This is a genomic window from Rhodococcus sp. IEGM 1408, assembly GCF_033142235.1.
In the GTDB taxonomy this organism is placed as follows: Bacteria; Actinomycetota; Actinomycetes; order Mycobacteriales; family Mycobacteriaceae; genus Dietzia.
Map to the genome: position 1 here is coordinate 199,586 of NZ_JAWLRW010000008.1, position 18,706 is coordinate 218,291.

16 protein-coding genes and 1 pseudogene are annotated in these 18,706 nt (G+C 70.5%); 11 read left to right on the forward strand and 6 right to left on the reverse strand.

The window, feature by feature from the left end; genetic code table 11:
- Positions 1 to 104 precede the first annotated feature (104 nt).
- From R4P08_RS14115 to R4P08_RS14140, 6 genes and pseudogenes are all read left to right on the forward strand, one after another.
- Positions 105 to 1,154: pseudogene (locus tag R4P08_RS14115) on the forward strand (acyl-CoA dehydrogenase family protein); the annotation flags it as partial.
- A gap of 39 nt (positions 1,155 to 1,193) precedes the next feature.
- Entirely contained in the window at positions 1,194 to 2,420 is a 1,227-nt protein-coding gene (locus R4P08_RS14120; protein ID WP_317814547.1) for an acyl-CoA dehydrogenase family protein, read from the forward strand.
- A 57-nt stretch (positions 2,421 to 2,477) separates the two neighbouring features.
- The gene (locus R4P08_RS14125; RefSeq protein WP_317814521.1) at positions 2,478 to 3,542 is read left to right on the forward strand and encodes a bifunctional MaoC family dehydratase N-terminal/OB-fold nucleic acid binding domain-containing protein; all 1,065 of its coding nucleotides are present in this window, start codon (positions 2,478 to 2,480) and stop codon (positions 3,540 to 3,542) included.
- Positions 3,543 to 3,550: 8 nt separating this feature from the next.
- Complete coding sequence (locus tag R4P08_RS14130) at positions 3,551 to 3,973, forward strand: MaoC family dehydratase (RefSeq protein ID WP_411741212.1); 423 nt, start codon at positions 3,551 to 3,553, stop codon at positions 3,971 to 3,973.
- Complete coding sequence (locus tag R4P08_RS14135; RefSeq protein ID WP_317814523.1) at positions 3,970 to 5,157, forward strand: lipid-transfer protein; 1,188 nt, start codon at positions 3,970 to 3,972, stop codon at positions 5,155 to 5,157. The genes R4P08_RS14130 and R4P08_RS14135 overlap by 4 nt, the downstream gene beginning before the upstream one ends.
- Before the next feature lie 77 nt (positions 5,158 to 5,234).
- On the forward strand, positions 5,235 to 6,047 hold the full coding sequence (locus R4P08_RS14140; RefSeq protein WP_317814524.1) for an oxygenase MpaB family protein: 813 nt from the start codon (positions 5,235 to 5,237) through the stop codon (positions 6,045 to 6,047).
- A 41-nt stretch (positions 6,048 to 6,088) separates the two neighbouring features.
- On the opposite strand, the gene R4P08_RS14145 is transcribed toward R4P08_RS14140, so the two are convergent.
- A complete protein-coding gene (locus tag R4P08_RS14145; protein ID WP_317814525.1) occupies positions 6,089 to 7,183 on the reverse strand; it encodes an alpha/beta hydrolase in 1,095 nt (364 codons plus the stop codon).
- A 187-nt stretch (positions 7,184 to 7,370) separates the two neighbouring features.
- Here R4P08_RS14145 and R4P08_RS14150 point away from each other — a divergent pair, with 187 nt between their 5' ends.
- Positions 7,371 to 9,020 (forward strand): AMP-binding protein, encoded by a 1,650-nt coding sequence (locus R4P08_RS14150; protein ID WP_317814526.1) that lies wholly within the window; start codon positions 7,371 to 7,373, stop codon positions 9,018 to 9,020.
- 70 nt (positions 9,021 to 9,090) lie between these two features.
- Here the strand turns inward: R4P08_RS14150 and R4P08_RS14155 are convergent, their stop codons facing one another.
- Both R4P08_RS14155 and treS read right to left on the reverse strand, forming a co-directional pair.
- Positions 9,091 to 10,476, reverse strand: coding sequence for a maltokinase N-terminal cap-like domain-containing protein (locus R4P08_RS14155; RefSeq protein ID WP_317814527.1), 1,386 nt, complete (start codon positions 10,474 to 10,476; stop codon positions 9,091 to 9,093).
- 11 nt (positions 10,477 to 10,487) lie between these two features.
- Positions 10,488 to 12,296, reverse strand: a complete 1,809-nt coding sequence (gene treS, locus R4P08_RS14160) for a maltose alpha-D-glucosyltransferase (RefSeq protein WP_317814528.1) — start codon at positions 12,294 to 12,296, stop codon at positions 10,488 to 10,490.
- Positions 12,297 to 12,331: 35 nt separating this feature from the next.
- On the opposite strand from treS, the gene R4P08_RS14165 reads away from it, so the two are divergent.
- Genes R4P08_RS14165 through R4P08_RS14175 form a run of 3 tightly spaced genes read left to right on the forward strand, consistent with a single transcriptional unit; the run spans position 12,332 to position 14,140 of the window.
- The gene (locus tag R4P08_RS14165; protein ID WP_317814529.1) at positions 12,332 to 12,694 is read left to right on the forward strand and encodes a hypothetical protein; all 363 of its coding nucleotides are present in this window, start codon (positions 12,332 to 12,334) and stop codon (positions 12,692 to 12,694) included.
- Positions 12,691 to 13,086 carry a hypothetical protein gene (locus R4P08_RS14170; protein ID WP_317814530.1) on the forward strand — a complete coding sequence of 132 codons (396 nt, stop codon included), beginning with the start codon at positions 12,691 to 12,693 and terminating at the stop codon, positions 13,084 to 13,086. The genes R4P08_RS14165 and R4P08_RS14170 overlap by 4 nt, the downstream gene beginning before the upstream one ends.
- A 10-nt stretch (positions 13,087 to 13,096) precedes the next feature.
- Positions 13,097 to 14,140, forward strand: coding sequence for an LLM class F420-dependent oxidoreductase (locus R4P08_RS14175; RefSeq protein ID WP_317814531.1), 1,044 nt, complete (start codon positions 13,097 to 13,099; stop codon positions 14,138 to 14,140).
- Between the two features lie 77 nt (positions 14,141 to 14,217).
- On the opposite strand, the gene R4P08_RS14180 is transcribed toward R4P08_RS14175, so the two are convergent.
- Positions 14,218 to 15,078, reverse strand: a complete 861-nt coding sequence (locus R4P08_RS14180; protein ID WP_317814532.1) for a MaoC/PaaZ C-terminal domain-containing protein — start codon at positions 15,076 to 15,078, stop codon at positions 14,218 to 14,220.
- A gap of 1 nt (position 15,079) precedes the next feature.
- Positions 15,080 to 16,831, reverse strand: coding sequence for a 3-oxosteroid 1-dehydrogenase (gene kstD / locus R4P08_RS14185; protein ID WP_317814533.1), 1,752 nt, complete (start codon positions 16,829 to 16,831; stop codon positions 15,080 to 15,082).
- A 51-nt stretch (positions 16,832 to 16,882) separates the two neighbouring features.
- Here kstD and R4P08_RS14190 point away from each other — a divergent pair, with 51 nt between their 5' ends.
- A complete protein-coding gene (locus R4P08_RS14190) occupies positions 16,883 to 17,668 on the forward strand; it encodes a 2-keto-4-pentenoate hydratase (protein WP_317814534.1) in 786 nt (261 codons plus the stop codon).
- Here R4P08_RS14190 and R4P08_RS14195 read toward each other — a convergent pair.
- Entirely contained in the window at positions 17,665 to 18,456 is a 792-nt protein-coding gene (locus R4P08_RS14195; RefSeq protein WP_317814535.1) for an IclR family transcriptional regulator, read from the reverse strand. The genes R4P08_RS14190 and R4P08_RS14195 overlap by 4 nt on opposite strands.
- Between the last annotated feature and the right edge of the window lie 250 nt (positions 18,457 to 18,706).

Consider the following 18,706-nt stretch of genomic DNA (forward strand, 5'->3'; position numbering starts at 1 on the left):
GACCGCAACACGCACGAGCCTGAACCACCTCCCTCCTCCCCGAACAGGACTGATCCCCCGTGGACTTCACCCGTACCGAGACCCAGGCCGCCGTCGCCGAGGCCGTGGCCGGCGCACTGACCGCCGCGGCCCCGGCCGAGGAGCTGCTCACCGCGCTCCCCAGCCGCAGCGTCGCCGACGCCGGCTTCGACGAGCAGCTCTGGTCGGCGTTCGCGGGGTCGGGCCTGCTCTCGCTGGGCCTGCCCGAGGCGCTCGGCGGTGACGACCTCGACGTGGCCGACATCGCCGTGGTCCTGGAGGAGGTCGGCCGCGCCGGCGTGGTGATCCCCGCGCTGGAGACCCTGGGCTTCGGCGTGCTGCCGATCGTCGCCCTCGGCAGCCCCGCCCAGCAGAAGGCGCTGCTCGAGGGCATCGAGGACGGCCGCATCCTCACCGCCGCCGTCGCCGAGCCCGGGGCCCCGCTGCCGACCGAGCCCACCGTGCGCCTGGACGGCGGGACCATCACGGGCACGGTCACCGCGGTCCGCTACGCGGCCCAGGCCCGGTCCGTCCTGGTGCCGGTGTCCACGGCGGGTGGCGTGGCCCTCGTCGTCGTCGCCCCCGACGCCCCGGGGGTCACCCTCACCCCGACCCTCGGGTCGCTCGGCGTCCCCGAGTACGCGATGCGGTTCGAGGCCACCCCGGTCGACGACGACGACGTGCTCCGCGGCTCGGGAGACGCGGCGGTCCTCGAGGAGTTCCGACGCCTCGTCCTGACGGCCTGCATCGCCCACGGCGACGGCCTGGTCTCCGGCGCGCTGGACATGACCGCCGGGTACCTCAAGGAGCGGCAGCAGTTCGGCAAGCCGCTCGGGGCGTTCCAGGCGGTCCAGCAGGAACTGGCCGACGTCTACATCATCTCGCGCACGCTGCACGTGATCGCGCAGTCGGTGGCCTGGCGGGTCTCGGAGGGCCTGACCGGCACGGCGGATCGGTACTCCACCGACCCGACGATCGGCGCGTACTGGCTGGCAGCGGAGGGCCCGCGCGCGGTGCAGATCCTGCACCACCTGCACGGCGGCGTGGGCGTGGACATCACCTACCCGATGTTCCGGTACTCCTCGGCCGTCAAGGACCTGGCCCGCTTCGTGGGCGGAGCGCAGCTGCACCTGGACACCCTGGGCGCGGCGGTCGCGGCCGACCCCGTCGAGCACGTGGCGCCGGCCCCGACCGACGCCGGCGCCACGGATGCCGTCTCGCCCGCGGACAGCACCTTCATCGACCTCACCCCCGAGCAGCGCGCGCTGCAGGCCGAGCTGCGCGAGTACTTCTCCACGCTCATCTCGCCCGAGGAGGCGGCGGACATCGCCACCACCCGCCACGGCGACACCTACGCGGAGATCATCAAGCGCATGGGCCGCGACGGCTGGCTGGGCGTGGGCTGGCCCACCGAGTTCGGTGGCAAGGGCTTCGGCCACATCGAGCAGCTTCTCTTCACCAACGAGGCCACCCGCGCTGACGTGCCGCTGCCGTCGGTGACGCTGCAGACCGTGGGGCCGACCCTGCAGAAGTACGGTTCCGAGGTACAGAAGGAGAAGTTCCTCCCCGGCATCCTCGAGGGCACCCTGCATTTCGCGATCGGCTACTCCGAGCCCGACGCCGGCACCGACCTCGCCGCGCTGCGGACCACCGCCAGGCGCGACGAGGCCACCGGTGACTGGATCATCAACGGCCAGAAGATGTGGACCACCGGCGGCCACCACGCCGACTACGTCTGGCTGGCCGCACGGACCGGTACCCCGGACTCGCGCCACCGGGGGCTGACGATCTTCATCGTCGACACCTCCGACCCGGGGTTCTCCTTCACCCCGATCATCACCTGCGACGGCGCCCACCACGTCAACGCCACCTACTACACGGACGTCCGCGTCCCGGCGGACATGGTGGTGGGCGAGGTCGACGGCGGCTGGAAGATGCTCACCACGCAGCTCAACCACGAGCGCGTCATGCTGGCGCCCTCGGGCCGCCCCGGCCTCTACTACGACCAGCTGGCCGGCTGGGCGCGCGGGACCGGCGCGGACGGGGTCCGCCACCTGGACCGCCCCGAGGTGCGGCGCGGGCTGGCCGAGATCTCTGCGACCGTCCGGCTCAACGAGCTGCTGAACTGGCAGGTCTCCTCCGCCGGGGAGAACCCCTCGATGGGCGACTCCGCGGCGTCCAAGGTCTTCTCCACCGAGATGATCCAGCACGTCGGTCGGGTCATCGAGGAGCTCCTCGGCCGCTTCGGCGACCCCACCGACCCGGACACGGCCAGGCTGCAGCGCTGGTTCGACATGACGAACAAGCGCAACGTCGTGATCACCTTCGGCGGCGGCGTCAACGAGGTCATGCGCGAACTGGTCTGCATGGGTGGCCTCGGCATGCCCCGCACGGCACGTTGAGCTCGGCCCGTTGAACCCTCTGCCCGCTACCTCCCCCCGACTGAACAGAAGGCATTCATGACTGACGAGCAGGCCGGCCGCATCCTCGCCGCGGCCGAGGAGGTCCGGGCCGCCGGGGCGAGCGCCCCCCGGGCGGGCCGCGACCCCGTCAACCTCCCGATGATCCGCAACTGGACCGAGGCGATCGGCGACGCCAACCCGATCTACGAGTCCGAGGAGGCCGCCCGCGCCGCGGGCCACGGCGGACTCGTGGCGCCGCCCGCGATGGCCCAGGTGTGGACCATGCGTGGCCTGGGCAAGACCCGTGAGGCCGACGACCCGCTGGGCCGGATGACCGACATCCTCGACGCCGAGGGCTTCACCTCCGTGGTGGCCACCAACTGCGACTCGACCTACCACCGCTACACGCGTCCGGGCGAAGAGGTGACCATCTCCACGGTCCTCACCGACGTCGTGGGTCCCAAGACCACGGGCCTGGGGGAGGGGTGGTTCTTCACCACCCGTAACTACTGGAGCGTGGGCGACGAGGTCGTGGCCGAGATGGACTTCCGCATCCTCAAGTTCCGGCCCCCCGCGAAGAAGGCCGAGCCGGCCCCCGCCGCGATCGTCTCCAGCTCCGGGTCTCCGACCGACGACCTGGTGGTGGGCGCGGTCATGCGCCCGTCCGTCTCCCAGGACACCCGCTTCTTCTGGGACGGCGTGCGCGCCCACGAGCTGCGCATCCAGAAACGCGAGGACGGCGCGCTGCAGCACCCGCCCGTGCCGGCGTTGTGGAAGGACAAGACCGAGCAGACCGACTACGTGGTCTCCTCCGGCCGCGGCACCGTCTTCTCGTTCGTCGTCCACCACGCCCCGCGGGTGCCGGGCCGCACCAAGTTCCCGTTCGTGATCGCGCTGGTGGAGCTGGAGGAGGGCGTGCGCATGCTCGGCGAGCTGCGCGACGTCGACCCGGCCGAGGTGGCGATCGGCATGCCGGTGCAGGTCGAATTCCTGGACATGCCCGGCGACGAGTCCGCCGACGCGACCTTCGGCACCGAGCCGTGGACGCTCTACGCGTGGCGGCCCGCCACCACCGCCACCACCGGGCAGCCCGCCCTCACCGATCAGGAGCAGTCCAAGTGAGCGACACCGTGACCTGCCCAGCGACCCCGCCCGAGGTGGCGGTGGGGGACAACCTGCCGTCGCTGGTGATCGAGGGGACGCCGACGTTCATCGTGGCCTCCGCCCTGGCCACCCGGGACTTCCAGGACGTCCACCACGACCGCGACCTGGCCCACGCCAAGGGTTCCGAGGACATCTTCGTCAACATCCTCACCGACACCGGGCTGGTGCAGCGGTACGTGACGGACTGGGCGGGGCAGCGGGCGCGGATCACCTCCATCAAGCTGCGCCTGGGCGTGCCCTGGTACGCCTACGACACCCTGACCCTCGCCGGGGAGGTGACCGGGGTCGACGACGACGGACTGGTCACGCTCAAGATCATCGGCACCGACTCGCTGGGCGCACACGTCACCTCGACGGCGACCCTCTACATGAACGGGGACCCGCAGTGAGCGCCCTTGCCGCTGATGCACTCTCGAACCGGGCCGCGATCGTCGGCATCGGTGCCACCGAATTCTCCAAGGACTCCGGCCGCTCCGAGCTGCGGCTGGCCGCCGAGGCGGTCCGCGCCGCCATCGCCGACGCGGGGCTCCAGCCCTCGGACGTCGACGGACTGGTGTCGTTCACCATGGACACCAACACCGAGATCGCCGTGGCCCGAGCCTCCGGTATCGGCGCGCTCAACTTCTTCTCCCGCATCCACTACGGCGGCGGCGCCGCGTGCGCGACCGTGCAGCAGGCCGCCATGGCCGTGGCGACGGGCGTGGCCGAGGTCGTGGTCTGCTACCGGGCGTTCAACGAGCGCTCCGGTATGCGGTTCGGTCAGGTCAACTCCGCGCTGGTGCAGCAGGTCAACTCCTCCGGCACGGACAACGCGTTCTCCTACCCGCACGGGCTGTCCACCCCGGCCGGGTTCGTGGCGATGGTCGCGCAGCGGTACATGCACGAGTACGGCGCGACCAGCGAGGACTTCGGCCGGGTCGCGGTGGTGGACCGCAAGCACGCCGCCAACAACCCGGCGGCGTTCTTCCACGGCAAGCCCATCACGCTGGCCGACCACCAGAACTCCCGCTACATCGCCGAGCCGCTGCACCTCCTGGACTGCTGCCAGGAGTCCGACGGCGGCCAGGCCATCGTGGTGACCACGCCCGAGCGGGCCAGGGACCTCAAGCACAGGCCGGTGTCGATCGCCGCGGCCGCGTCGGGTTCGGGGCCGGATCAGTTCATCATGACCTCCTACTACCGCCCCGAGCTCGCGGGACTGCCGGAGATGAAGATCGTCGGAGACCAACTGTGGGCACAGTCGGGTCTGCGGCCCGAGGACATGGACATGGCCGTCCTCTACGACCACTTCACGCCGTACGTCCTCATGCAGCTCGAGGAGCTGGGCTTCTGCGGGCGCGGCGAGGCAAAGGACCTCGTCCGCGAGCCGGGCGCCCTGGAGGTGGGCGGACGCCTGCCGCTCAACACCCACGGCGGTCAGCTCGGTGAGGCGTACATCCACGGCATGAACGGGATCGCCGAGGGCGTGCGCCAGCTGCGCGGCCACTCGGTGAACCAGGTGCAGGGCGCGGAGAAGCTCGTCGTCACCGCCGGGACCGGCGTCCCCACCTCGGGGTTGGTGCTGACGGTCTGACGCCGCCGATCGACCCACCCACGAAGGCGTCGCAGAAGGCGTGTCACATATATGTGATCGCCGCTAGGGTGGGGGTCATGCCCCCCGCTCTCCGCCGCTCGCCGGACGGTCCCACCCTCCACGACGTCGTGGGCGATGCGGCGTTCCTCGCCGGCGCCCCACGACGGTTCCTCATGGAGATCGCGCTGACGCCGGTCGGCCACGGCGTCGCGGACCACAGCCGCGCGCTCCGCGATCCGGTCGGCAGGTTCCGCAACACCACCGCGTACATCTACCTGGTCGCGTTCGGGACCCCGGCCGAGCGCGAAGCGGTGATCGGGATGGTCAACCGGGCGCACCGCCCCGTGCACTCGGCTCCCGGTGCCGAGGTCTCCTACAGCGCATTCGACCCTGACCTGCAGCTGTGGGTGGCCGGGTGCATGTTCTACGGCGGCCGGGACATGTGGCAGCGCATGTTCGGGACGATCAACGACGAGGCCGCGGATCGTCTCTACCGGGAGTTCCAGACCTACGGGACCTCGCTCCAGGTACCCCCGGAGGCCTGGCCCGCCGACCGGGCGGCATTCGACGCGTACGTCCAGCGCTCCCTACACGGGATCACGATCGACGAGCGGGTGCGCGAGTACGGCGCTGCGCTGCTCGACCCGGCAGGCCACCCGGTACCGGTGCGCCCGGTGCTCCACCTCATGCGTTTCGTCACCATCGGGCTCCTGCCGGAGGAGCTACGACGCGCGTACGGCTTCCCGTGGGGCGCCTCGGCGCAGCGCCGCTTCGATCAGCTCATGAAGGTGGCCGCTGCGCTGTACCGTGCGACGCCCCGCCGCGCCCGCGAAATGCCCAGGTCCGTTCTCCTGAGGTCGTCCAGGCGGATGGTGGCCGCGCCCGACTGAGGGGCGGTTCACTCGAACGTGATCGGTGCCCCCGCCGGCGTTCACCTCCGCAGGCAACCGCGGACGAACGTACCGATGTCGCGGACGGCGACCTTGGCCTCGGGGACGAGCGGGTGGAAGACCTGGAACACGTGGAACTGGTGTGGCCAGACCTGGAACTCGTGGCGCACCCCGTGCTCGGCGAAGCGCTCGGCGAGCTTCTCGATCCCGCCCCGGAAGATCTCCTGGCCACCGCACTGGATGAGGAACGGCGGCCAGTCGGGTGAGGGGACGTAGTTGATGGGCGAGATCGCCGGGTCGCCGGGATCCACGCCCGGTGCGTACTGACTGCGGCAGAGTTCGGCCAGTCCCACCGCGAGGAACGGGTCCTTGCGGGCGCGGTCCCGCGCGGTCATGTCGGTGAAGTCCAGGTCCACCCACGGTGAGAGCAGGACGACCCCCGCCGGCATCGGGGCCTTCTCCTGCTCCAGGGCCGCCACGAGCTGGAGGGCGAGGTTGCCGCCCGCGGAGTCGCCCGCCACCACGATGTTCTCTGCACGGAACCCCATGCTCAGTAGCCACTTCCAGCCCGCGAGGGTGTCCTCGGTGGCCGCGGGGTGCGGGTGCTCGGGGGCGAGCCGGTAGTCGGGTAGGAAGACGGGCGCACCGGTCTCGCTGGCGATCCGCGACGCCAGCGCCTTGTGTGACCAGGGCGAGCCGAACGTGAACCCGCCACCGTGGATGTGGTAGATCACCTTGTCCGAGTCGAAGAACCGCTTGCGTCCCACCCAGAGCCCGGGCACCGGGCCGTCCGAGGACCAGTCGTTGGTGCTCTCCAGGGCAGCCGCGCGCCCGGCGCCCGACGTCAGCACGCGCAGGCGACCGAGGGACACATCGGTCGCCGGCATCTTGTCCAGCGCGGGGCGGACGAACATCCGCAGGCCGCCGGCGAGGCTGCGGGAACGGAGGGTCCCCTGCGCCCCGGGGCCCGTCAGGACGGGGCCTTCCAGAGCAGGGCGCCGCGCGGACGGTCGGTCCGCACCCGGGGCGGCGGAGAGGCGGCCGTCGAGGGGGACGTCTCCCGACCGGGTGGCCTGGGGAAGCATCAGGCCCCCGTCATAGGGCGTGCGTGATCGCGATGACCGCTGTGCGTTCATCGTTGAAATGTAAGCGGTCCGGCGGGCGGGGGCATCCGGAGTTGACGACAAACGCCCGAATTGGCCAGAACCTGTTCTAGTTATGTGAGTTATCCTGCAGGTCAGCGTGTTGTCTGGACATGAGAACAAGTTCAGGTCACAATGTGAGGACAAACACAGTTCCGTCCCTCTGCGCAAAGGACTCACGATGACCGATGTAGCCGACCAGTCCACCGATCCGCTCGCCGGAACCAACCCGGAGATGAACCAGGCGTCGGTCTTCGAGGCCGTCGCGGACAAGATCCCTGACAACCTCCTGCTGACCATGGACGGTGTCGACTACACCTACCGGCAGATCGACGAGCTCGCCAACCAGATGGGTCACCTCCTCAAGGCCCATGGTGCGGAGCCGCAGAGCCATGTGGCGCTGTACATGAAGAACAGTACCGAGCACATGGCCGCGATCGTCGCGACCATGAAGATCCGGGTGGCCGGGATCAACGTCAACTACCGTTACACCCCGGCCGAACTGGTCTACCTGTTCAACGACTCGCAGTCGGTCGCCGTCATCGTCGACGCGGAGTTCGCGGAGACCATGGCCGCCGCCGTCCCCAAGCTCGAGACCGCCCGCACGGTCCTCGTAGTGGGTGGCCTCCCGCAGGTCCTGGCCGACGCCTGTGCCGAGAACGGCCTGACCGCCGTCGACGTGGACGCCGAGTTGCCGAAGCAGTCCGCCGAGCGCGACTTCGAGCCCGCCCGCGGCGACGACCACTGGGTGGTCTACACCGGTGGGACCACCGGGTTCCCGAAGGGCGTCCAATGGCTCATGTCGGACTACTACTACGCGTGCCTGTCGGGCGGCAACCCGTACGGCGACAAGCGCCACAGCCCGGCCGAGGTCGCCGAGCACGTCTCGCCCGAGGGTGGCTTCAAGATCGTCATCTCGGCCCCGCTGATGCACGGCGCCGGCCTGTTCACCCTGCTGACCTTCGTCAACCTGGGCGGCCACCTGGTCATGTTCCGGGACTTCGACGCGGAGGTGATCGTGAACGCGACCGCCGAGTACAAGGCTCAGCTGCTGATGTTCGTCGGCGACGGCATGGCGGTCCCGATCACCGATGCGCTTCTCGCGGCCAAGGAGACCAAGGACTTCAGCTCGATGTTCATGGTCGCCTCGGGCGGCGGCATCTGGTCCAAGACCTCCCGCGACCGGTTGGTCGCGGAGTTCCCGAACGTCATCATCCGCGACAACTTCGGCGCGTCCGAGTCCGGTAACGACGGCGAGATGAGCCTGAACGAGGAGGGCGAGATGCTCCTGCCGCCCGGACCGCGGCTGGGTCTGATCGACGAGTCGAACACCCCGATCGCCCCAGGCTCCGACGAGATCGGTTACATCGTGCGTCGCGGCCACGTCCCGGTGGGCTACTGGAACGACCCGGAGAAGACCGCCAAGACCTTCCCCGAGGTCGACGGTCACCGCGTGTCCGTGCTCGGCGACATGGGCCGGATCCGCGAGGACGGCACCATCGTCTTCCTGGGCCGCGGCTCGGGCTGCATCAACACCGGCGGCGAGAAGGTCTTCCCGGAGGAGGTCGAGCAGGCGCTCAAGGCGCACCCGGCCGTCCACGACGCGCTGGTCGCCGGCGCCCCCGACGAGAGGTACGGGCAGAAGGTCGCCGCGGTGGTCTCGTTCCGTGAGGGCATGTCGGCCGAGCCCGAGGAGCTCTCGGAGTTCCTGCGGCAGTCCCTGGCGAACTACAAGGTCCCCAAGGTGATCGTCGACGTCCCCGAGATCCGCCGCTCTCCCGCGGGCAAGGCCGACTACAAGTGGGCCAAGGAGAGGATCTCGACCAACTGACGCACCGCGGCGCTACTCCGCCGTCCACCGCCCGGCCGGGCCCGCAGCAGCGGGCCCGGCCGGGCCTCGTTCAGCCTGCGGTGAGGATCCGCTCGACCGCGCCCATCGGGACCGCGACCCAGCCGGGACGGTTGCGGGACTCGTACACGACCTCGTAGAGGGCCTTGTCCAGCGTGTACGCCCGCAGCAACGCCCCGGTCTCGCGGGGGTCGGCGTCGCTGACCTCGGCGTAACCGGTGCAGAACGCGTCGATGTTGCGGTCCCGCCACTCCCTCGCGCGGAAGCGCAGCTGCCGGTCGGTGACCCCGACCAGCGTGTGCTGCGCGGCGTAGTCGAGGCTCCGAAGGATCCCGGCCACGTCGCGGGCGGGGGAGTCGGGCACCCGGCGCTCGGCCAGCGGCGCGGCCGGCTCGCCCTCGAAGTCGATGATGATCCAGCGGTCCGGGGCGCGCAGGGTCTGACCCAGGTGCAGGTCGCCGTGGACGCGGTGCACGGGCACCGGCCCGGAGCCGGCCACCTCGTCGAACACCGCCCGGGCGGCGTCGGCGAACCCGGCGAGCTCCGGGACCTCGGCCACGGCGGCGTCGAGGCGCGCCCGCATGGACGCCACGATCTGGCGGCCGTCGCGGGTGGTGATGCCCGTTGCCGCCGCCAGGTCGTCGTGGACCTGCGCCACGGCGGCCCCGAGCCGGCGGGACTCGTCGGCGAAGTCGGTGCCCACCTCCTCGGCCAGCAGATCGGCTTCGGCGAAGAGGTCGCGGACGCTCGCGGTGGCCATGGCCCACCCGTCGGCGGCCCCCGCCACGAACTCCTGGGCCATCGCCAGCGTGGTGGGACCGTCCCCCTCGTCGCCGTCGCCGTTGTCCGGACCGTCCAGCTCTATCCAGCCCCGGAGCGACGCCACGGCCGGGCAGTCCCGGCCGGCCAGCGCGGCGTGGAGCTCGACGTCGGGGTTCTGCCCCGGTTGGACCAGCCGGAACACCTTGACCATGAGGTCGTCGCCGAACACCAGGGACGAGTTTGACTGCTCGCCCCCGAGCAGCCGGCCCCACGTGGGTGCCGGAGCCGGGGCGCCGGGGATCATCCGGAACCGCAGGCCCTCCACCTCGTCCTGTGCGGCGAGGTGGGTCACCAGCGACTCGGTTCCGCGCGGATCCCGGAGCCCGTCGTAGACCACCGGGGATTCGCCCTCCGCGGTCAGCGGGAACGCCCGGCGGTCGTCGGGAAGGGTGAGGGCGGTGGCCAGCGGCACCTGGTAGCGCTGGGGGCGACCGTCCACCCGGACGTCGACGAGCAGGTGCTCGATCAGGACCTCCGGGTGGTCGAGCAGGGTCACCCGCCGCGCGATCCGCACCCCGGACAGCTCCTGACCCTTGCCGGCGAACCAGCGTTGCTCGGGGAGCCAACCGGTCAGGAGTCGGACCAGGGTCGCGTCGTCTACGGCGGGGATGCTCATGGAGGTGCCTCTCAGGCAGGGGTGTCCGTGGGGATGCGGAACTCGAACCAGTAGAAGCCGTACCCGGGGAGGGTGAGTTGGTACGGGTCGGCGTCGATCTCGGGGAACGGGACCCCGCCGGTGAGCTCGATGGGCAGCCGTCCCGCGAACTCGGCCAGGTCCAGGCGTACGGCCTGCGGGAACCGGGAGAGGTTGTTGACGCACAGGATCACGTCCGGCTGCGCCCCCTCGGCCGAGCGGTCCACCGTGCGGAGGTAGGACAGGATGCTCGGGTTGGACCCGCCGAGATCGGTGAACTCGCCGCGACCGAAGGCGGGGTGGCTCTTGCGGACGTGGATCATGCGCCGGGTCCAGTGCAGCAGGCTCGCGGTGGAGTTGAGCTGCGCCTCCACGTTCACGGACTGGTAGCCGTACTGCGGGTCCATGATCACCGGGAGGTAGAGCTTGCCGGGATCGCAGCGGGAGAAGCCGGCGTTGCGGTCGGGGCTCCACTGCATGGGGGTGCGCACCGCATCGCGGTCGCCCAGCCAGATGTTGTCGCCCATGCCGATCTCGTCGCCGTAGTAGAGGACGGGTGAGCCGGGCAGGCTCAGGAGGAGGGCGGTGAACAACTCGAGTTGGTTGTGGTCGCCGTCGAGCAGGGGGGCCAGGCGACGCCGGATGCCGATGTTCGCCTTCATCCGCGGGTCCTTGGCGTACTCCGCGTACATGTAGTCGCGTTCCTCGTCGGTCACCATCTCCAGCGTCAGCTCGTCGTGGTTGCGCAGGAAGATGCCCCACTGCGCGGAGGACGGGATGTCGGGGGTGTGGGCGAGGATCTCGGTGACCGGGAAGCGGGACTGCCGACGCACCGCCATGAAGATCCGCGGCATCAGCGGGAAGTGGAACGCCATGTGGCACTCGTCGCCCACCTCGGGTTCGCCGAAGTACTCCACCACGTCCTCGGGCCACTGGTTGGCCTCGGCCAGCAGGACTCGACCCGGGAACTCCTCGTCCACCACCGCGCGGCACCGGCGGAGGAAGTCGTGGGTCTCCGGGAGGTTCTCGCAGTTCGTGCCGTCGCGCTCGAACAGGTAGGGCACCGCGTCCAAGCGGAACCCGTCGATCCCCAGGTCCAACCAGAACCGCAGGACGTCGATCATCGCGTCCTGGACCTCGGGGTTGTCGTAGTTGAGGTCGGGCTGGTGGGAGAAGAATCGGTGCCAGTAGAACTGGCCGCGCACCGGATCGTAGGTCCAGTTGGAGGTCTCGGTGTCCACGAAGATGATGCGGGCGCCCGGGTACCGGGTGTCGTCGTCTGCCCACACGTAGTAGTCCCCGTACGGCCCGGTCGGGTCGGACCGTGACTCCTGGAACCACGCGTGGGTGTCGGAGGTGTGGTTCATGACCAGGTCGGTGATCACGCGGATACCCCGCCGGTGGGCCTGGTCCAGGAACTCGACGAAGTCCTCGACGGTCCCGAACTCGGGCAGCACGGCCCTGAAGTCGCGGATGTCGTAACCGCCGTCGCGCAGCGGGGAGTCGTAGAACGGCGGCACCCACAGGCAGTCGACCCCCAGCCACTGCAGGTAGTCCAGCTTCTCCGTGAGGCCGCGCAGGTCGCCGGTGCCGTTGCCGTCCGCGTCGTTGAAGGCCCGGACCAGGACCTCGTAGAAGACCGCGGACTTGTACCACTCGCGGTCGACCTCGAGCTCGGCCGCGTGCCGGTAACTGTCCGCACTCGGCTCGACCACGTGGCCGTCGTCGGTCAGTCCGGGATCAGCCGGGCTGGGATCGGATGGGTGGAACTCCGACTTGAGCCGCGACGCGTTCGGTGCCATGGCCGCGAGCTTACGGCCCCGTACTGTCTTCTGGCATGGGGACATTCGATCCGGTCGGACGCATCCGCGGGGTGGTGGGATCGGACGCGGCGCGTCCGAATCCGATGCAGGCGTACAGGGACCGGCACGGCCGCCGCGCCCGGGCGCTGGCGTCACGGTTCGAGGGACACGGCTTCGAGGGACACAGCGAGGGAAACAACAACGACGACGACGAGGTGGTCCTGCGCCCGTGGGAGCTGCGCCTGCCCCGGTTGGTCATCCTCGCCGCCGCCCGGGCCAGGGGTTTCGAACCAGTGGGGGGCGTGGACGCGCTGGTCGAACGGGGGCCGTGGGCCGAGCCCATGCGATTCGCGCGCAACCACGGGGCGGACGGGGCGGACGGGGTGGACGGGCCGTGAGCACGGGCTGGGTGCTGGTGCTGGTGGCGCTGCTCCCCGTGCTGGCGTGGTCGATCGCCCTCGCGGTGGTGGCGGTGCGGCGGGTGGTGCGCCGCCGGGGTGACGAACAGGCGCGACGCCTGCGACTGGCGCGGATGCTCGGGACCGCCGACCTCGTCGTCGTCCCCACCGCGGACGTCGACCTGCCCGAGCACACGGTCCTGGCCGTCGCGAACGAGACGGGCATGAGGTTCCTGGGGTACGAGCGCACCGACTCGCCGCTGCGGCGCCGGGTCGGGGTGTTCGTGCGCGTGGGCGGCGAGGTCGATGCGGTGGTGAGGGGGCCGGTGGTGACCGGACCAGCGGTGCGGGGTTCAGCGGTCCCCGGGTCGGGGGCCCGGACCGCCCGGTAGTCTCGCCCGCATGCGCATCGGAATGGCACTCAATTACAGCGGCGGGTTCGCCGAGACGGCGGCGGAGGCCGCCGACCTCGAGCGGGCGGGCCTGGACATCGCGTTCGTGCCGGAGGCGTACTCCTTCGACGCGGTGAGCCAGCTCGGGTACCTGGCCGCGCGCACCTCGCGCATGCAGCTCGCCTCGGGCATCCTGCAGATCTATACGCGCACGCCCACCCTCACCGCGATGACGGCGGCAGGCCTGGACTACGTCTCCGACGGCCGCTTCGTCCTGGGCCTCGGCGCCTCCGGCCCGCAGGTGGTCGAGGGTTTCCACGGCGTGCGCTACGACGCGCCGCTGGCCCGGACCCGCGAGGTCATCGAGATCTGCCGCAAGGTCTGGCGCCGCGAGAAGCTCGTGCACGACGGCGCGAAGTATCAGATCCCGCTGCCTGCCGACCAGGGCACGGGGCTGGGCAAGCCGCTCAAGCTCATCAACCACCCGGTGCGCGACAACATCCCCGTGGTCCTGGCCGCGCTGGGCCCGAAGAACGTGCAGCTGGCCGCCGAGATCGCCGACGGGTGGCAGCCGCTGTTCTTCCACCCGGAGAAGGCGGACCTGGCGTGGGGTGACGCCCTGGCCAAGGGCCGCGAGAAGCGCGACGCGTCGCTCGGCGAGCTCGAGGTGTACGCCGGGCCCGCGCTGGCGATCGTCCCCGAGTCGGAGGTCCCGGGCTACCTCGACCTGGTGCGGCCGCACCTCGCCCTCTACATCGGTGGCATGGGTGCCAAGGGTAAGAACTTCTACAACGAGCTGGCGTGCCGCTACGGCTACGAGGCGGAGGCGGCGCTCATCCAGGACCTGTACCTGGACGGTAAGAAGCAGGAGGCAGCCGCGGCGGTGCCCGACGAGCTGGTCCGGTCGGTCTCGCTCATCGGCCCCGAGGGGTACGTGGCAGAGAGGGTCGAGGCGTTCCGCGAGGCCGGCGCCACCACCCTGACTGTGACGCCGATGGCGATCGACGCACCCGGCCGCATCAAGCTGGTGGAGCAGTTCCGCGCGCTCTGCTGACCCGCGCTGAGACGACAAACGCCCCGCGGTGGTCGACCGCGGGGCGTTGCCTCGTTCAGGGGTCCTGCGTCGCCGGGTCAGGCGAGCGTGACCACCACGTTCTTGAGCACGGGGGCGTCGTCCCGCTCGACGGACGTGGCCGCCACGAGCAGCCTCGAACCGTCCTCCCAGACGCGGATGCGCATGGTCTCGCCGGGGAAGAAGACGCCGCCGAAGGTCACGCCGTAACCGCGGACCCGGTCGACGTCGCCGCCCAGGACGGCGTCCACGACCGCGCGCAGCACGAGGCCGTAGGAGCAGAGCCCGTGCAGGATCGGTCGCGGGAACCCGGCCGCCTCGGCGAACGCGGGATCGGAGTGCAGCGGGTTGCGGTCCCCGCACAGGCGGTAGAGCAGCGCCTGCTGCGGCAGGCTCGCGACCTCGATGGTGTGGTCGGCCTCCCGCTCGGGGAACTCGACCTTCTCGGAGGTCCCGCGCTCGCCGCCGAAGCCGCCCTCGCCCTTGGCGAAGATGCCCGACCGCGAGGTCCACAGCTTCTCGCCGTCGGCGGAGACGGTCTCGGACTCCTGGATGATCACCGCAGCCGAGCCCTTGTCCTGGATCTCGGCGATCCTCGTCGTCGTCGTCGCCGTCCCGGCCGCCGGGATCGAGCGGTGCAGCTCGACGGACTGGCTGCCGTGCACGACCTTGGCCAGGTCGATCTCGACGCCGGGGAACGAGACGCGCGGCGCCTCGGTGACGTTCATCGTGGCGGCAACTGTCGCGAACGACGGCAGCACCTTGGGCGCCGAGTCATGGATGTAGCCGAGGCCGGCGGTGTCCATCGGGTCGGCGGCCGCACCCACGCCCAGCGCGTAGAGAGCGACGTCAGAGGCGGTCCAGGAGAACTCCTGCGAGGGCAGCTCCGCGCCGAGCGCGGTGCTCAGATCGATCGGCACGTCAGACTCCCGTCTTGTCGGTGCTGGTGTTGGCGCTGGACCCGGTGGGGGAGCCGGCCAGCATGTTCTCCACGGCGAGGTAGCCGAAGACCAGGGCGGGACCGATGGTGGCGCCCGGGCCGGCGTAGGTGTGACCCATGACCGGCGACGAGGCGTTGCCCGCGGCGTAGAGGCCGTGGATCACGGAGCCGTCCTGACGGAGCACGCGGCCGTGGACGTCGGTGTCCGCGCCGCCCTTGGTGCCCAGGTCACCCGGAACCATCTTGGCGGCGTAGAACGGGGCCTTGCGGACCGGGCCCAGGCTCGGGTTGGGCTTGTTGGTGGGGTCGCCGTAGTAGTGGTCGTAGCCGGAGTCGCCGCGCTTGAAGTCCTCATCGGCGCCCTTGGCGGCAAAGCCGTTGAACCGCTCGGCGGTCCGCTCCAGCGACTCGGCGGGCACGCCGATGAGGCCGGCGAGCTCGGCGAGGGTGTCCGCCTTGTGGAAGTTCTCCGACTCGAGCCACTTGCGCGGCAGCGGCTGCTTGGCCTGGAGTCCGGCGAAGAGGTACCGGTTCTTGTACTCCTGGTCGAAGATGATCCAGGCCGGGACGTTGTCGCCCGGGGTCCCCTCCTGCCCGGCTGGCGCCTGACCGAACTCGCCGCCGTACATCTTGTGACCGGCCTCGACGTAGGGCAGCGACTCGTTCATGAACCGCTCACCCTTCTGGTTGACCATGAAGGAGCAGGGCAGCGAGCGCTCGGCCAGCGCGAACCACGGCCCGCGCGGGAGCAGGATGGACGGACCCCACCACGCGTCCTCCATGAAGGACAGCTCGGCGCCGACCTTCTCCATGTACTCGATGCCCTCGCCGGTGTTGGCGGCGGCGCCCACGGTCCACGAGGTGGGGATGGGCTGTCGCTGGTACTTGTCGCGCATCGCCTGGTTGTGCTCGAACCCACCTGAACCCATGACCACGCCGCGTCGGGCGCGGAGGGTCACCTGCTCGCCACCTCGGGTGACGGTGATCCCGACGATGCGCTCGTCCTGCCCCGAGCCCTCGGTGACGAAGCCCGTCATGGGGGTCTCGAGCCACACCGGTACGCCCGCGTCGAGCAGGCCCTTGCGCATGGCGGCGATCAGGGCTCGACCCATGCCGACGCTGTTCTGTTTGCGGGCCTTGGCCACGAACATCCGCACGGCCACTCGGATCGAGCGGCGGACGCCCTTGGTGTGGGGGCGCTGCAGCAGGTTGAGCCAGCGGTAGTCGGACTGCTTGACCACCATGTTGGCCGGCGCCTTGGCGTAACCGGGTTCGAGATTGTCGGCCTCCGGGCCGAGCTGGTTCAGGTCGAACGGCTTGGGCTCGACGGAACGGCCGCCGAGCCGACCGCCGGGCGCCTCCGGGTAGTAGTCCGAGTAGTCGGTGACCCACTCGAGCTCCAGAGGGGAGTTGGCCAGGATGAAGTCGAGGACCTCGGGCCCGCGGTCGAGGTAGGTGTCGATCCGCTCGGGGGCCACCACGTCGCCGATGATCGACCGGAGGTAGGTCCGGGCCGCTTCCGGGGTGTCGAGGACCCCGTCGCGCTGCAGCACCGAGTTGTTGGGGATCCAGACACCTCCGCCCGAGCGCGCGGTGGAGCCGCCGTAGTGCGCGGCCTTCTCCACGAGGACCACGCTGAGGCCCTTCTTTGCTGCTGCGAGCGCGGCCGTCATGCCGGCTCCGCCACTACCGACCACGACGACGTCGAATTCCTGATCTGCCATGTAGAACACGTTATAGAACTGAGGGCGGTTGCGCCAGACGTCCCAGGTAGCATGGCCGCCATGCTCACCGAGGAGACCCGCGCCACGCTCGCCCAGCGACTCTGGGACGCGGAGGCGGATGTCGCGCCCATCGCCCCCCTGACCGCCGGACACCCCGATCTGACCCCGGACGACGCCTTCGAGATCCAGCTCGTCAACATCCGCCGCAAGCTCGATTCCGGCGCCGTGGTCACCGGCCACAAGGTGGGCCTGGCGTCCAAGGCGATGCAGGAGATGATGGGCGTCGACGAGCCCGACTACGGCCACCTGCTCGACACCATGGAGTACCCCGAGGGTGCGCCCGTCGAGTCCGCGAGGTTCTGCTTCCCGCGCGTGGAGGTCGAGGTGGGCTTCATCCTGGGCGCCGACATCCCGCCCGAGGGGTGTTCGCAGGAGGAGGCCGCCGCGGCCATCGAGTGGGTGGTGCCGTCGATCGAGCTCATCGATTCCCGGATCAGGGACTGGAAGATCACCCTGCCCGACACGATCGCCGACAACGCCTCGTCCTGCGGTTACGTGGTGGGCCGGAACCGGGTGAGGCTGGCCGACATCGACGTCGCGGCCATCGATGCGACCCTCTACAAGAACGGGGAGTTCCTCGCCTCGGGCCGCTCGGACGCCGTGTTGGGCAATCCGCTCAACTCGGTCGGGTGGCTGGCCTCGACGGTCGCCAAGTTCGGGGTCCGCCTGCGCAAGGGCGACGTGATCCTGCCCGGCACGGCGATCCGCGCCATGGACGCCGCCCCCGGAGACTCCTTCCGGGCGGAGTTCGCGGGCCTCGGCGACGTGACCATGGAGTTCAGCTAACGGTCCGAGCCCAGGGCGCGCCCGGCAGCCGCCGCGACGCGGATGACCAGCGGTTCCAGCCGGGCGAGGGCAGCTTCGTCTGCCGCGCTGGCTGACAGTGCCGCCACTGCTCGGCTGCTGCCGGTGGGGCTCTCGTCGTCGTCGTCGCTGCTACCGTCGCTGCCGCCGCCGTCGAACACCGGCGCCGCCACGCAGTACAGGCCCGGCGTGAGCTCGGCCCGATCCAGCGATCGCTTCCGCCTCCGGATGTCGGCGAGCTCGACCGCCAGCGCATCCGCCGAGGTCAGGGTGGTGTCGGTCCACGCCACCAACGGGCCCCGCGCCACGCGCTGTGCCGCGTCGTCGTCGAACGCCAGGATCGCTTTGCCCACCCCCGTGCAGTAGGCCGGCAGGCCGCCGCCGATCCGCGACGGCGACGGGATCGGCCGCGGTCCGTGCAGTTTGTTGAGGTACACCACCTCGTCCCCGTGCAGTGCGGCCAGGTGCACGGTCGCGCGCGTGGCCTCGAAGAGGTGCGCGAGGAACGGCGTGAGCACTCTGCGGATCCGCTCGTATTCCGGGGAGGTCGGGATGGGGTCGAGCTCGTGCACGAGCGGGCCCAGGCGATAGCGCTGGCCGATCCGTGCGACCGCGTCGTTGCGTTCGAGCGCGGCGAGTAGTCGCAGAGTCGTGGACTTGGCCAGGCCGGTTTCGCGTGCGATCTCGCTCAACGTCAGGCCTGTGCCCGCGGCCGTCGCGCGCAGGACGTCGAAGGCGCGGTCGACGGGGGAGGAGTGTGGCTCGGCCATGTCGGAAGTCTAGCGGCGCCTCCCCTGTCCACTTGGTCCGAACCCTTGTGCGATTAACTCTGCGTGGGTAGGATAGTACACATGTTCGAGTTCGGCTCGAGGTGGGAGGGGGGACGGTCATGAGTGTGACGACGACGAGTCCGCCGTTCCCCGGGGCGCTGCGCGCCGCGGGTGAGGCCTTGACCGCGCTCGGCGCCGACGCCCTGGACACCCTGGGCGCCGAAGCCCTGAGTGAGGTGGCCCGGGCGGC

Excerpts from the sequence above, each read along its gene's own strand:
- R4P08_RS14125 (WP_317814521.1), top strand. The coding sequence starts at position 2,478 with ATGACTGACGAGCAGGCCGGCCGCATCCTCGCCGCGGCCGAGGAGGTC.
- R4P08_RS14140 (WP_317814524.1), top strand. The coding sequence starts at position 5,235 with ATGCCCCCCGCTCTCCGCCGCTCGCCGGACGGTCCCACCCTCCACGAC.
- R4P08_RS14145 (WP_317814525.1), bottom strand. The coding sequence starts at position 7,183 with ATGAACGCACAGCGGTCATCGCGATCACGCACGCCCTATGACGGGGGC.
- R4P08_RS14150 (WP_317814526.1), top strand. The coding sequence starts at position 7,371 with ATGACCGATGTAGCCGACCAGTCCACCGATCCGCTCGCCGGAACCAAC.
- R4P08_RS14155 (WP_317814527.1), bottom strand. The coding sequence starts at position 10,476 with ATGAGCATCCCCGCCGTAGACGACGCGACCCTGGTCCGACTCCTGACC.
- treS (WP_317814528.1), bottom strand. The coding sequence starts at position 12,296 with ATGGCACCGAACGCGTCGCGGCTCAAGTCGGAGTTCCACCCATCCGAT.
- R4P08_RS14165 (WP_317814529.1), top strand. The coding sequence starts at position 12,332 with ATGGGGACATTCGATCCGGTCGGACGCATCCGCGGGGTGGTGGGATCG.
- R4P08_RS14175 (WP_317814531.1), top strand. The coding sequence starts at position 13,097 with ATGCGCATCGGAATGGCACTCAATTACAGCGGCGGGTTCGCCGAGACG.
- R4P08_RS14190 (WP_317814534.1), top strand. The coding sequence starts at position 16,883 with ATGCTCACCGAGGAGACCCGCGCCACGCTCGCCCAGCGACTCTGGGAC.
- R4P08_RS14195 (WP_317814535.1), bottom strand. The coding sequence starts at position 18,456 with ATGGCCGAGCCACACTCCTCCCCCGTCGACCGCGCCTTCGACGTCCTG.